Genomic DNA, 14,181 nt, shown 5'->3' on the forward strand with positions numbered 1-14,181 from the left:
AATGATTGATAAGAATAAAGATATCGTATTGTTTGGAGCATCTAGTTTTGGAGAACAAGCGAAAAAAAAACTCAATAAATTTGGACTAACAGTTAGCTTCTTTGTAGATAACGATAGTAAAAAATGGGGTAAAATAATAGATGGTGCTGTAATAAAATCACCTACAGAATTAAGAGAAATTGATGTAAAACAAACTCTAATTATTATATCAAGTTCTTTTCATGAAGAAATTAAGGAACAACTATCGCAAATGGGATTTAAACACAATGTTCATTTTTTTGGTGGCAACGGTGAATGGGGAGAGTATCCCTTTGAAATTACCTTGAAAGGGAAGCCTTTTGCTGTGAATTTAGCTGACCAGAGGATTATTAATCTTTTAACTAAGGAATTCCCATCTCAAAAGAGATTAATGGAATTTTGGGCAAAAAAGGTTACTGAAATAAAACCAGATCTAGTGTTAGATATAGGTGTAAATTATGGAGAATGTATTCTTTCTAGTGAATATGATTTTAATTGTAAAGTATATGGTATTGAAGCTAATCCAGAGTTAATTCCGTATTTAGAGAGAACTATAAAAATTCAAAACAGGAAAAATGTTCATATAGTTAATGCTCTTGCAGGTAATAGTGAAAGAAAAACTCAAGATTTTTATATTAATACATATTCTTCAGGGGAATCAAAAGCTTTTAAAACACTTGATAATCATAAAAGAGTTGTTATACCAACAATTAAAGTAGATGATTTGCTTAAAAATGATAGTGAGAAGAAAGTATTGCTTTTCAAAATAGACGTTGAAGGTTTTGAGTATGAAGTAATTAAAGGTATGAAAAATATCCTATCACAGGTTAAAAAAGCTACTGGTTATATAGAGTTTGATAAAAGGTTACTGGAATTAAATAAAGTAAACGCTGAGGACTTTCTAAGATATCTTGCTGAAACATTTTGGATTTCAATTTTTGATATGAATAATGAAATAGTTCGTGAAATGAAGAGAATAAGAGAAATTCTTTTAGAAAAGAATTTCCACACAGATATAATTTTGGAATTAAAGAGTTGATACTTTATGAGTGATTTTAACAATAAATCTGGTGAAAAAAGTAACCTAAAATCTATTTAAATTATAAGGAGAACTTAATGGAAAAAATTCAAATAGTTGCTGTTTCTGATGATAATTATGCGCAACATTTAGGTGTAATGTTAATATCTTTATTTGAACAAACCACCTCAAGAAAGTTAATTTCAATTTATATAATTGATGGAGGTATCTCGTCTATCAATAAAAGTTACTTGACTGAGACAGTGAAAGAATATGGTTCAGACATTTTTTTTGTTCAAATTGATAAAAAAAAGTACAAAGAATTGGCAGTAAAGGATAACATGAGTCATGCAGCATATTATAAACTGTCAATACCAGAGGCACTTCATTTTTTGAATGATAAAGTATTGTTTTTAGATTGTGATTTAATTGTAAATCGAGATATTAAAGGTTTATGGGACATTGATATTAGTAATTACATATTGGCAGCTGTAGTTGAACCTGAGTTTAATAGACATGGCGAAATAAAGATAGCAAAAACCTCCAAATATTTCAATTCTGGAGTAATGCTGATTAACTTAAAACTGTGGCGAGAGAATAAAGTGTCGGAAAAAGCATTGGATTACTTGGTAGAGATGTCTAGCAGGATTAAACTTCATGATCAAGATGCTTTCAATGCTGTACTTGTTGATAAAGCTTGGCTGCCTCTTCCTAATTATTGGAATCAACGTACCTCGAAATATCAGCTCATGGATTCTTTTAAATTAAGTAATGAGAATATTTTTAGTGAGAGAGAAAATGAGTTAGCAATACTTCACTACACTGGTTATTCTAAACCGTGGCATTATTTAAGCATACAACCTTTTTCAGATGTATATGAAAGGTATTTGAGGAAGAGTAGATGGAAAAACTATGAACCACTTGAAAAAAAGGAAATGATAAAGTTATTAAGTAAAAAACTAGTGGTTTTTGGAACAGGCAAAGCGAGTCAGTTACTTACAGAGAGATTAATATGCCTTGGACATAGTATAGAATATTATGTGGATAACAACAAAGAACAATGGAATAGTACGTTTTATAATAAAAAGATATATGGTCTGGAAAAACTAGCAACAGAAAATAAAAAAGAAATCTATATACTGGTTGCTAGCATGTACTATGAAGAAATTAAATTGCAACTTGAGAAATTAAACTTTATCGAGTCGATACATTTTAATCTAGGTTGGAAGAGACGGTAAGAAAATATAGTATGACACAGTTCTATTTGTGATTCTTGTTGTAATTAGTGATCCATATTAATTATTTGAGGTGCGGAAAAATGAATGATAAGAACAAGATTATTGATTTCTTTGCGTGGAGACCACATCATTTTGATCATTTACTGCCTATTTGGAAAGAAATCCCTTGGGAGTATAAAGGAGAATTTGTTATCTATAATTATAAGCACTCGATTTCAGATTATAACTTGTCAAAAGAAGAGTATTCTATTAAAAAGTTTGATGATTTAAATAGTGTATTGGATTATTTGGAAAAGAGTCAACAATTGTTAATTACAGCAAGTATTTTTGATGGTTTTATAGAGAAATTAAAAAGACCGATCGGTTTAGTAGAGCATGGAGCAGGACAATACTATAAAGGGAAAGAACATTTGTTATTTCCGCTAAGAAAAAATGTAATATTGGATATTTTACCAAATGATTATACTGCAAGTATTATAAAGCATGTTTATCAAAATAATAATGTGGCAGTTGTAGGGTGCCCTAAATTGGATTATTGGCATACAAATTTTAAAAAGAATAAAAATGAGAAAACAGTAATTGCTATTTCCTTTCATTATGACCGCATGCTTGTACCAGAGACAAGAACCTCATTTCCACATTTTCAGAAGGCATTACCAGAGTTAGCTTTAGAAGCAAAAAAACGCGGATGGGAAATATTGGGTCATGGTCATCCCCAAATGATAGAGGAACTCATTCCACATTATAAAGAACTAGGATTCGAAATTGTTAAAAATTTTCATGAAGTTTTAACTCGAGCGGATCTTTACATTTGTGATCATATGTCAACTCTTTATGAGTTTGCCAGTACGAATCGGCCGGTTGTAGTCTTAAATGCACCATGGTATCGAAGAAACGTAGAACATGGTTTAAGATATTGGGAACATGCAGATGTTGGTGTGAATTGTAATGAACCTGAGGAACTAATAGAAAATATAGAAGTTGCTCTTATAGATAGTAAAACTCAAAAGCAAAAACGTGAAAAAGCAGTTAATGCTGTTTATAAGTTTGCTGATGGAACAGCAAGTAAGAGAGCTAGTGATGCTATAATTCATTTTGTTGAAAATCAGAAAATTGAGCTGCCAAATTATATCATTAATCATTTTAATAGAGATTATTGTGGATTAGAATCTATTATCAAAAGAGATATTATAAATAGAGTTGATTTAAATGAAGGAATGGTTATTTTTGGAGCTGGTGAACACACAAAGTGTTTATTAGAAAAAGTAAGTAATTTAAACCTTAATATTATTGGAATTATTGATAATGATAAACAAAAACATGGAAAGAGAATCATGGGTTTAGAAATTTATCCTAAAAATATGATTCAAACACTAAACCCGAAGGTGATTATTATTTCATCAGAGGCTTATGAAAGTGAAATTTATGACGAGCTAGTAAAAAAATATAACAATATTTTTATTTATCCTTTGTATAAGAGCAATAAAGAATTTGAAAAAGATATCTTCCTAGAACTATATTCATAAAGGGAGAAATTAATAATGAAAATAACAGCGATAATGCCCGCATATAATGCTTCGAAGTATATTGATGAATCAATAGAGAGCCTAATTGGGCAAAGTATTAAACTAGACGAAATTTTAATCATTGATGACTGTAGTACTGACAACACTTTAGAAATTATAAGAAAATATGCAAATACTGATAAAAGTATAAAGATACTTAGGCAAAGTCGTAATCTGGGAGTTTCAACAGCACGTAATAAAGGAATAGAAACTGCACACGGTGAGTGGCTACTTTTTATGGATGCGGACGATATTGCTCATCCCACTCTAGTGGAGGAAGAAATCAAATATTTGAAGAAGCTTGAAAAAAGCAGTCCCAATAAGTGGGCTCTTGTTCACCCTGCTTATTTACAAATAAATGAAAACGGAGAAAGTTTGGACAGAATTTTAAGAGGGAAGCAATATGGCACTGGCGAAATATTTGGTTATGAACTTTTTAGGAATCAAATTGTAACACCCTCAGGAGCTTTAATTAATAAAAAGGCACTGATGGATGTTGGGGGATTTAATGAAAAACTAAAATATAATGAAGATTGGGACTTATGGCTGAGGTTAGCAAAAAAATGGGGTTTTGCCTATGTTGATAAGCCGTTAGTAAAGGTAAGGAGGCATCCTAATAATACAACGAATGAGTTTAATAAAACGGCAAATGCAGAGATAGATATTTTAAGGAAATTCGAGTTAACAGAAATAAAAGGCGCATTATTTAATAGAAGACAGACTAAAGATAGAAATCGTTTAGACTATATTTCAATGCTATATCGACTAGAAAAATGGGAAGAGGCTTTTGAAGAATTTTCTAAATTAGATTATCATTCGGGAGATAGTGTGTTTTTTTTAAAGTCGCTTTATTATATTAAGAAAAAGAATTATGTTGAGGCAAAAGCTTGCTTAATTAAAGCCTTAGAATGTGAACCTTCGCATGGTGCTTCAGTAAACAATTTAGGTATATTGTATATTTATACGGGTGAAAGAAATAAAGCAAAGGAATTATTTGAACGAGCTTTAAAACTTTTTCCAGGTTATATGGATGCTGAATTAAATTTAAGAATTCTCATGAATAATGAAGAGGGAAATTTTCGATTTACTTGGAGAGAACTAAGGAAAGTTCTTCTAAGTTATTCAAAATAAGTTGGTATAGAGAACTATTAATAGCTTTAAGTGTCTTTTTGAATTGAAAAAATTTGTTCTTAGATGAACTTAAATACATTTGAATAGAAGTGAGGGAAATTATGAACCAGCAAAAACTAAAATCCATCTTTGCAGAAGCATTAGGTATTGAAGAAAGCCAAGTAACAGATACTCTAGCCTACAATACTATCCCCGAATGGGATTCAGTTGCTCATATGGCGTTGGTAGCAGAAATTGACGACCAGTTTGATATTATGCTTGATACGGATGATGTACTTGATTTGAGTTCCTTTGCAAAAGCAAAAGAAATTCTACAAAAGTATGATATTCGATTTGAATAGGTCCGATGCAAATGTTATTAAAGAATAAAGTAGTCTTTATTACGGGAGCTTCGAGAGGAATAGGACAAGCAGCAGCTCTTTTATTTGCGGAGCATGGCGCACGACTAATATTGCATGCTCGCTATGCAGCTTCTTTAACGGAGACAATAGAGAAGGTAGCGAAAGTTAGTTCAATTAGTCCGTATGTGCTAACCTATGATGTTAAAGATTTTCCGAGCATAAAAAATAGCTTTAAGGCAATCAAGAAAGAGTTCGGCAGACTTGATGTACTTATTAATAATGCAGGTGTGATGAATGAATCACTGCTTGGTTTGGTTAGTGATGAGCTTATAGGGCAAACAATGGAAACGAATGTACATTCTGTTTTGTACCATATGCAGTATGCATCGCGTATCATGATGAAGCAAAAGGAAGGTTCTATTATAAATGTCAGTTCAATAGCAGGGACGAATGGCATTGAAGGAAATTCTGCTTATTCAGCAAGCAAAGCTGCGGTGATAGGTGCAACAAAATCGGTTTCGAAAGAATTAGCACCGTATCATATTCGAGTTAATGCGGTAGCACCTGGGTTTATAAACACGGATTTAATAGGTCATTATAAAGACGAAAGATTGGAAAAAGTGATCGAGAGTATTAAAATGAAGCGAATTGGAGAGCCGAAAGAAGTGGCGAACGTCTTTCTTTTTCTAGCGTCAGATTTATCTTCATATGTTACTGGGCAGGTGATCGGTGTAGATGGGGGCATGGTCGTTTAATGGCTCCTTATCTACACTTTTTTTATTTTTGGCCGATGAAAAAGAAGAATGGAGATTCTTTAGTCGCGATAGTTTAAAATCTAATATAATTCGTAAATAGACAGGTGAGAAATCATGCATACATTTTGGAATAATTTCAATGAATATAAGGATCGCGTTGCTGTAGTCGAACAGGTAGGTAAGGCATATACTTACAGTGAATTACAACAGGATATGGAGAGATTGCAAAAGAAAATAAGAGCCTCTTATAAACAACTAATTCTGATTTTGGCCAAAAACAACTATGAGTATATTGTCTCTTATTTGGCTGTCCTTCAAAATAAAGATGCAGTTATGTTAGTTAATGCAGATCTGGAGGAAAGCCTTTTACAAACGATTATTGATTCGTATCAGCCGGCATATATAATTGGTGATGTTCATCATGAAGATTATAAGTCAATTGAAGCTGGTATTTTAAGAAGAAGTGTGGCTCCAGACTATGAGATTTTTCAAGATGTCGCTCTTTTATTAAGTACATCTGGTACTACTGGAAGCTTGAAATTTGTGAAATTATCATATGAAAATATTGCTGCTAATGCAAAATCGATATCCGAATATTTACATCTACAAACAGATGACAGAGGCTTGGTTAACCTACCCATCCATTATTCGTACGGTATTTCCATCATAAATAGCCACCTTCACGTAGGAGCATCCATTTTATTAACCAATGATAGCATCATTTCGAAAGAATTTTGGAAGTTTGTTGAAAATGAGAAAGCCACTTCACTGGCAGGGGTGCCTTATACTTATCAAACACTTTTGAGAATTGGTTTTCAAAAAATGGAGCTGCCTCATTTGAGATACTTTACGCAAGCGGGGGGAAGGTTAAGCGAAAAACTCATTTCCGTTTATGCTGAGTATGCGAGTAGATTTGCTAAAAAATTCTATGTGATGTATGGTCAAACTGAAGCAGCACCACGGATTAGCTATGTACCTCCAGAAGAGATTCTTAACAAAATAGGAAGCATAGGAAAGGCGATCCCAAATGGAAAGTTAACGATTGATGAAGAAACGGGAGAATTAATCTATGAGGGTCCTAATGTGATGCTGGGCTATGCCAAAGATTTTAACGATTTAGCAAGAGGTGATGAGCTACACGGCAAGCTGCATACGGGAGATATTGCGGAAGTCGATGCAGATGGTTACTTTTACATTAAGGGCCGCATGAAGCGATTTATTAAATTATTTGGGCTACGGTTAAATTTGGACGAGATCGAAAAGCAGCTTGAAAAAACCTTGCGAAAGGACGTTTTCTGTGTAGGTACGGATGATAAATTATTCGTAGTAACCGATGTGATGGAATTGAAGGAAGAGATAAAGAGGCTAATGGAAGATTTATATAAGCTACATAGAAGTGCTTTTCAAGTTAAAGTGGTGGAGGATATCCCAAGACTAGCGAATGGTAAAGTAAATTATGTAGTGTTAAAGGAAATGATGTTATAGTGGAACCTTTTATGACGAAAAGTGCTGACAAACAGAATTACTTATTAGCAGAATTAAATGAGCTGACGAAATTTCATTATAGTCACTGTGAACCATATAAACAAATGCTAAGTAAATCGAATCATGCTTTAGAAGTAACAAACTTAGAGGAGATTCCTTTCTTGCCAGTTCAACTTTTTAAAATGCTGGCATTGCACTCCATTGAAGAGAACGATATTTTTAAGGTTTTAACATCAAGCGGTACAACAGGTCAGCAAGTATCCAAAATATATTTAGATAAAGACACAGCTAAGGCACAGACTAAAGCTCTTGTAGAAGTTATGACCCCCTTGCTTGGCAAGAAACGCTTACCAATGATTATGATTGACACAAAAAATGTTTTAAAGGACCGAAAATCATTTAGTGCCAGAGGGGCAGGGATTTTAGGATTTTCCAATTTTGGAAGAAGGCATTTTTACTTGCTCCATGATGATATGACGATCGATTGGGACGGTTTAAATGAATTTTTGGAACAACACAAGGATGAAAGGGTTCTTCTATTTGGCTTTACATTTATGATTTGGCAATATTTTTATCAAGCTGCTTTAAGCAAAGGAATTAAATTAAATTTAAAAGACAGTGTGCTGATTCATGGTGGCGGTTGGAAAAAGTTAAAAGATCAGTCTGTTAGTAATGAGAGATTTAAGGACATGCTTTTCCAACAATTTGGTATTCAATCGATTCATAATTATTATGGAATGGTCGAGCAAGTCGGCTCCATTTTTGTAGAATGTCCAAAGGGGCATCTTCATACACCCGTTTATGCAGATGTTATTATAAGAGATCCCCTTTCTTTTCAGCCGCTTCCCTTTGGTGAACAAGGATTGATTCAAGTGCTGAGTACTTTACCAAAAAGTTATCCAGGGCACAGTTTGTTGACAGAAGATTTAGGGACCATTCATGGTGAAGATGATTGCTCATGCGGTTGGAAGGGAAAGTATTTTTCTGTCGCAGGTAGAATACCAAAAGCAGAGCTACGCGGATGTAGTGATACATTCGCTTTCGACAAAAAGGTGGGGAAGACGATATGAGATTTTATTGGCCAGCTACCTCGGAAAGATGGCAAACCCAGATAGAGTCTGTTATCCAGATGAAGCCACTAAAACCATTTGATCAAAGAGTGGTTGCTTTTCTGCAATCATTATCAAAAACGATCTTAAAGGATCATACTTATCGAAGATACCCAGAATTAATTACACTCGCCTATTGGTTGAGAAGGGCACATATCGAGGAAATGAAAGCTTCCTTTTTAAAAAGAGCTGACAATAGACTGTTACGGGCACGGGGAGTTGCATTGCATTTTGCCCCTTCCAATGTTGATACAATATTTGTTTATTCGTGGGTGCTTTCGATGCTTGCGGGAAATAACAATATATTGCGAGTTTCCGGACGTGAACAGCAGCAAACTGATCTGCTTATTGCGGCAATATTAAAAGAGATTGCTCAGTATCCAGAGGTTGCTAGTAGAACTGCAATTGTTACTTATGAACATAATGATGAAATTACCCGTTTTTTATCAGAGCGTTGTCATATCAGAATTGTTTGGGGCGGAGATGAGACGGTGCGGAAAATTCGTTCTATACCGCTGGCGCCATTAGCCACTGAGTTGGTTTTTCCCGATCGTTTTTCGTTGTCTGCCTTTGAGGCAAAGGAAGTCATTAATGCAAATGAGTCCGATATGAAAGAATTTGTTCATCAGTTTTATAATGATGGTTTTTGGTTTTCGCAAATGGCCTGTTCATCCCCTCGCTTGATCGCATGGATTGGAAGTCCAGATTTAATTGCCCTTGCACAAAAGCGTTTTTGGAACGAATTAAATGACCATTTAGATGCTCATCTGGAAGAGCTATCGGCAGCAATGCAGGTGCAGAAATTAACGACAGGTTATTTATTAAGTATTGATAATGAAACGACTTCTTTTATGCATCAACAGAATTTCACTCGTGTCCAATTGGAAGCTATTAATAGGGAAATGAAAGAAAGGCATTGCGGTGGGGGACTATTTTATGAATTAGAATTACCGAAATTAAAGGATTTAAATTCTCTACTTGATGATAAGGATCAGACTTTATCCTATTTTGGTTTTACGCGAGAGGCGTTGATAGATTTTGCAAACGCTATTGAAAATAGGAGTATTGACCGGATTGTACCTGTAGGACAGTCATTAGCTTTTGGAGGAGTTTGGGATGGCTATGATTTAATGATGCATTTTACTAGAGAACTTGTTATTAGGTGATATTATGCAATTTGTTTCTATTAAAGAAGAACATTTAGAATTAATTTTAAATTGGCGGACGAGCGAATTTGTAACGAGGTATATGTATACCGACATTGAGTATGATTTAGTAAAACAGAGAAGCTGGTTTGAGTCCATTAAAAAAGATCCTCACAGTTATTATTGGATTATGATCTATAGAGACGAGCCGATCGGACTTGTTTCCATAACGGATATTCATTCTCGTGATAAGAGAGCTTATTGGAACTTTTATATTGGGAATCCGAAGTTTAGTATGTTAGGTGGCTTTATCGGTCCGTATGTCTATAATTACGCTTTTAAAACGATGGGATTGAATAAGCTTGTAGGAGAAGTAATGGAAGAAAACGAGGGAGTCAGAAAGCTTCATTTGAAACAGGGTGCTAGAGAAGTGGGGTATTTTTCAGAACATATTTTTAAATATAACAAATATCATCATGTTTATATATATGAGATGACGAAAAATATGTGGGATACATGCGGAAGCAAATTCTCTAACTATATTCCAGAAGTACAATAAATTTATTTGATAGGTGTGGCGGCTTATGAAAACAATGGTCATTATTCAGGCACGAATGGGTTCTTCCCGATTGCCTGGTAAGATTTTAAAGCCCTTAGGCAAAAAAGATGTTCTTTCATATGTGGTCGAGCGATGTAAAAAAATGAACGGAGTGAGTGATGTAGTAGTGGCAACGTCCACCCTTGCACAAGACGATATTGTGGAAGAGTGGTGTAAACAAAAAGATATTGCCTATTTTCGTGGTTCTGAAGAACATGTCCTTTCTCGTTATGTGCAAGCAGCGGAACGATATAATCCCGATTATGTTATTAGAGTAACCGCTGATTGTCCGTATGTTGATTTTCAATTAGCATCAGAGATGATTATGAGAATGGAAGAATTTCCGAGTGATTTTATAAAAATTGGAGGAGAATTGCCAAGAGGGTTAGCAGTTGAATTATTCTCATTTGCTGCACTGAAATATATTGAGAAGCATGGTAAGGAGCAGCGTCATATAGAACATGTAACTTATTATGCGTATGAAAAGCATCATGAGTTTTCGTGGTCTTATGTAGCTCTACCTCAAGGGCTCAGCCATCCTCATCTTAGAATTACCTTAGACACAGAAGAAGACTATGAACTATGTCAGCAGATTGCTGAGCATTTCAAAGGGGATTTACTTGTACCTTCAGTAGAGGTCGTACGTTTTCTTTTAGACCATCCTGAAATTGCGAAAATTAACGCTCATATCGAGCAAAAACCGGTCGTGTAGAGATGAATATTTTTTTTCGCGTAGATGCTTCGTTTACAATAGGAACTGGACATATGATGCGCTGTCTTACCTTGGCCAATTTTTTAAAGGGGAATGGAGCCAGGGTTACTTTTATTTGTGCTGAGCTAGCTGGTAATATGATCGAGTACGTGAGGTCTTTCGGTTTTGAAGTGATTGCTGTTAGTGGGAAATTTGAGTATGATGCTATGCGTACAGTAGCCATATTGAAAGAACAAGAATGTGATCTAGTGATTGTTGATCATTATCAAATAGACGAAAAATGGGAAAGTGTTTTAAAAAGAAAATTAAGTAAGCTTAAGCTTATGGTGATTGATGATTTGGCGAATCGCAAGCATGATTGCGATCTTCTTTTAGATCAGAATTATCAAGAGAATTTTGAGAGCAGATACGATGCTTTAGTGCCAAAGCAATGTGAAAAGTTATTGGGACCATCCTATTTACTTCTCAGACCGGAGTTCTATAAAGAAAATAGGATTCGGACAAATGCTCAGGTTGGCAATATTTTAGTTTTTTACGGTGGCTCTGACCCGACAGGGGAAACGGTGAAGGCGCTGTATGCCCTTAGTCAGTTAGTGCAGGGGAATGTCCAGGTTCATGTAGTAGTTGGACTATCAAACCTAAAGAAAGATTTAATTGCAAAAATATGTAAGAAATCAGGCTTCCGCTATTATGAACAAATCAATTATCTTGCCGACTTAATGAGAGAGTCCGACTTGTCGTTGGGGGCCGGAGGTGTTACGATGTGGGAACGCTGCTATCTTGGGGTGCCTTCGATTGTGACGATTGTTGCTGAAAACCAACTGGAGTCTACCGTTGCAGCAGCTAAGTATGGAGCAATATGGAGTCTGGGCTGGCATGAAGGTGTAAAAGAAAGGGAACTTGTCGATATAATAAATAGAGCAATGGAATCCCCTGAGAAATTAAGGGAGCTTTCAGCGAAATCAACATTACTCATGCAAGCAAATCGAAAGCATGAAATACACCCTGTTGTTAAAGCAATTATGGAGGTTGGAAATGGCGATTAATATTGGAGGGCGTCTCGTAGGTTCTGCACATAAGCCTTTTATTATAGCGGAAATGTCAGGGAACCATAACCAGTCTTTAGAAAAGGCGTTGCAAATTGTAGAAGCAGCAGCTAAGACTGGGGTTGATGCATTGAAATTGCAGACATATACAGCAGATACTATGACTTTAGATATAAAAGAAGGAGAATTTTATATAGATAACCCGGAAAGTTTATGGAAGGGAACGTCTTACTATGACCTATATAAAGAAGCCTATACCCCTTGGGAGTGGCATGAACCGATTTTTCGGAGATGTCAGGAGCTAGGACTTATTGCTTTTAGTTCTCCCTTTGATGAGACAGCAGTGGATTTTCTTGAAGAGCTTAATGTACCATGTTATAAAATTGCATCCTTTGAAAATACGGATATCCCTCTTATTGAAAAGGCAGCTTCTACTGGAAAGCCACTCATCATCTCTACAGGAATGGCAACAGTAGCTGAGCTCGATGAATCTATTCGTGCTGCCCGCGCTGCAGGATGCAAAGATATTATCCTGTTAAAATGTACGAGTACTTATCCGGCTTCTCCTGAGAATTCGAATCTGTTGACTCTTCCTCACATGAAAGAGTTATTCCAATGTGAGGTTGGTTTATCCGACCATACGATGGGAATAGGAGTTGGCGTTGCGAGCGTTGTTTTAGGTGCAACTGTGATCGAAAAACATTTCACGACTTCTCGAACTGAAGGTGGAACAGATGCTGCGTTTTCTATGGAGCCAGAGGAAATGCAAGCACTCGTAGAAGAGACTGAAAAAGCATGGCAAAGTCTTGGTCAAATTAGCTATGGGCCAACAAAAGCGGAGGAGCGTTCGTTAAAAGATCGCCGTTCATTATACGTTGTCAACGATATAAAAGCGGGTGAAATGTTGACGAAGGACAATATTCGTGCTATCCGACCAGGATTTGGTCTGCCTCCAAAGCATTACAAAAATGTATTAGGAAAACAGGCGAAAGTAGATGTGAAAAAAGGAACCCCATTATCGTGGGACATTGTATAAAGTAAGGTGGGACAAAAATGAACGTGTTACTTACTGGTGGAGCTGGATTTATCGGTCGTGCCGTTGCGAAAAAACTACTCTCAGATGGGCATAAAGTTTGGATTTTAGATGATTTGTCGAATGGGCGTGAAGAGAATATCGCAGAATTTAAACAGGAACTTGAACAATTCATCATCGGGGATATTAAAGATGAACAGTTGCTGAAAGAGATCTTTTCCAAGAACGCTTTTGATATTTGCTATCATCTTGGTGCGTCCATTAATGTCCAAGATTCAATCGATGACCCTCGTACAACTTTTAATAATGATACGGTAGGAACCTTTTACATACTGGAACAATGCCGAAAGCATAACGTCAAGGTCGTGTTTATGAGTACATGCATGGTTTATGATCGTTGTTTTGATGAGACAGGAATTACGGAAAAGCATCCTATTAAACCAGCTTCACCTTATGCTGGTTCGAAGATTGCTGCCGAAAATATGGTATTGTCCTATTATCATGCTTACGGCTTGCCGACTGTGGTGATACGGCCTTTTAACACATATGGTCCCTTCCAAAAAACAGGAGGCGAAGGTGGTGTTGTCGCCATTTTTATTAAGAAGAAGCTTGCTGGTGAGAAATTAAGCATTTATGGCGAAGGTACGCAAACAAGAGATCTACTTTTTGTAGATGACTGTGCTGATTTTGTTGTCCAAACTGGTTATTCGGAGCAGGTGAATGGAGAAATCGTCAATGCAGGCCTTGGCAGAGATATTTCAGTCAATGATTTAGCGAAATTAATTGTTGAAGACTCAGCGAGAATTGAACATGTGGAGCATATCCATCCTCAAAGTGAAATTCAAAAGCTACTGTGTAACTATGAAAAAGCAAACAAACTTTTAGGATGGCAGCCAAAAGTAAGTCTCGAAGAGGGATTGCGCCGAACTGAACAATGGATTAAAACGAGTCACCTTATTTAAGGGTGACTTTTTTGGAGGAGACATT

The 14,181-nt window shown here is 35.7% G+C and carries 14 protein-coding genes; all 14 read left to right on the forward strand.

Annotated elements, in window-relative coordinates:
• Position 1 precedes the first annotated feature (1 nt).
• The 14 genes from FCJ93_RS09425 (at position 2) to FCJ93_RS09490 (ending at position 14,156) form a co-directional block, all read left to right on the forward strand.
• The gene (locus tag FCJ93_RS09425; protein ID WP_137743542.1) at positions 2-1,057 is read left to right on the forward strand and encodes an FkbM family methyltransferase; all 1,056 of its coding nucleotides are present in this window, start codon (positions 2-4) and stop codon (positions 1,055-1,057) included.
• Between the two features lie 77 nt (positions 1,058-1,134).
• A complete protein-coding gene (locus FCJ93_RS09430) occupies positions 1,135-2,274 on the forward strand; it encodes a glycosyltransferase family 8 protein (RefSeq protein WP_137743543.1) in 1,140 nt (379 codons plus the stop codon).
• 80 nt (positions 2,275-2,354) lie between these two features.
• Positions 2,355-3,800 (forward strand): CDP-glycerol glycerophosphotransferase family protein, encoded by a 1,446-nt coding sequence (locus FCJ93_RS09435; protein ID WP_137743544.1) that lies wholly within the window; start codon positions 2,355-2,357, stop codon positions 3,798-3,800.
• 15 nt (positions 3,801-3,815) lie between these two features.
• Positions 3,816-4,970 (forward strand): glycosyltransferase family 2 protein, encoded by a 1,155-nt coding sequence (locus FCJ93_RS09440; RefSeq protein WP_137743545.1) that lies wholly within the window; start codon positions 3,816-3,818, stop codon positions 4,968-4,970.
• A 101-nt stretch (positions 4,971-5,071) separates the two neighbouring features.
• A complete protein-coding gene (locus FCJ93_RS09445; RefSeq protein WP_137743546.1) occupies positions 5,072-5,311 on the forward strand; it encodes an acyl carrier protein in 240 nt (79 codons plus the stop codon).
• Between the two features lie 11 nt (positions 5,312-5,322).
• Positions 5,323-6,066, forward strand: a complete 744-nt coding sequence (locus tag FCJ93_RS09450) for an SDR family NAD(P)-dependent oxidoreductase (protein ID WP_137743547.1) — start codon at positions 5,323-5,325, stop codon at positions 6,064-6,066.
• A gap of 114 nt (positions 6,067-6,180) precedes the next feature.
• Positions 6,181-7,551 (forward strand): AMP-binding protein, encoded by a 1,371-nt coding sequence (locus FCJ93_RS09455; protein ID WP_137743548.1) that lies wholly within the window; start codon positions 6,181-6,183, stop codon positions 7,549-7,551.
• A gap of 11 nt (positions 7,552-7,562) precedes the next feature.
• Positions 7,563-8,621 (forward strand): LuxE/PaaK family acyltransferase, encoded by a 1,059-nt coding sequence (locus FCJ93_RS09460; RefSeq protein ID WP_137743549.1) that lies wholly within the window; start codon positions 7,563-7,565, stop codon positions 8,619-8,621.
• Complete coding sequence (locus FCJ93_RS09465) at positions 8,618-9,826, forward strand: acyl-CoA reductase (RefSeq protein WP_137743550.1); 1,209 nt, start codon at positions 8,618-8,620, stop codon at positions 9,824-9,826. The genes FCJ93_RS09460 and FCJ93_RS09465 overlap by 4 nt, the downstream gene beginning before the upstream one ends.
• Positions 9,827-9,830: 4 nt before the next feature.
• Positions 9,831-10,364, forward strand: a complete 534-nt coding sequence (gene pseH, locus FCJ93_RS09470; RefSeq protein WP_137743551.1) for a UDP-4-amino-4,6-dideoxy-N-acetyl-beta-L-altrosamine N-acetyltransferase — start codon at positions 9,831-9,833, stop codon at positions 10,362-10,364.
• 25 nt (positions 10,365-10,389) lie between these two features.
• Positions 10,390-11,115: a cytidylyltransferase domain-containing protein gene (locus FCJ93_RS09475; protein WP_137743552.1), complete on the forward strand. Its 726-nt coding sequence runs from the start codon at positions 10,390-10,392 to the stop codon at positions 11,113-11,115.
• 2 nt (positions 11,116-11,117) lie between these two features.
• Positions 11,118-12,161: a UDP-2,4-diacetamido-2,4,6-trideoxy-beta-L-altropyranose hydrolase gene (gene pseG, locus FCJ93_RS09480; RefSeq protein ID WP_137743553.1), complete on the forward strand. Its 1,044-nt coding sequence runs from the start codon at positions 11,118-11,120 to the stop codon at positions 12,159-12,161.
• Positions 12,151-13,197, forward strand: coding sequence for a pseudaminic acid synthase (gene pseI / locus FCJ93_RS09485; RefSeq protein WP_137743554.1), 1,047 nt, complete (start codon positions 12,151-12,153; stop codon positions 13,195-13,197). The genes pseG and pseI overlap by 11 nt, the downstream gene beginning before the upstream one ends.
• 17 nt (positions 13,198-13,214) lie before the next feature.
• On the forward strand, positions 13,215-14,156 hold the full coding sequence (locus FCJ93_RS09490; RefSeq protein ID WP_137743555.1) for an SDR family NAD(P)-dependent oxidoreductase: 942 nt from the start codon (positions 13,215-13,217) through the stop codon (positions 14,154-14,156).
• Positions 14,157-14,181: the final 25 nt, after the last annotated feature.

The sequence above is a fragment of the Robertmurraya siralis genome (assembly GCF_005502275.1).
Lineage (GTDB): Bacteria > Bacillota > Bacilli > Bacillales > Cytobacillaceae > Robertmurraya > Robertmurraya siralis.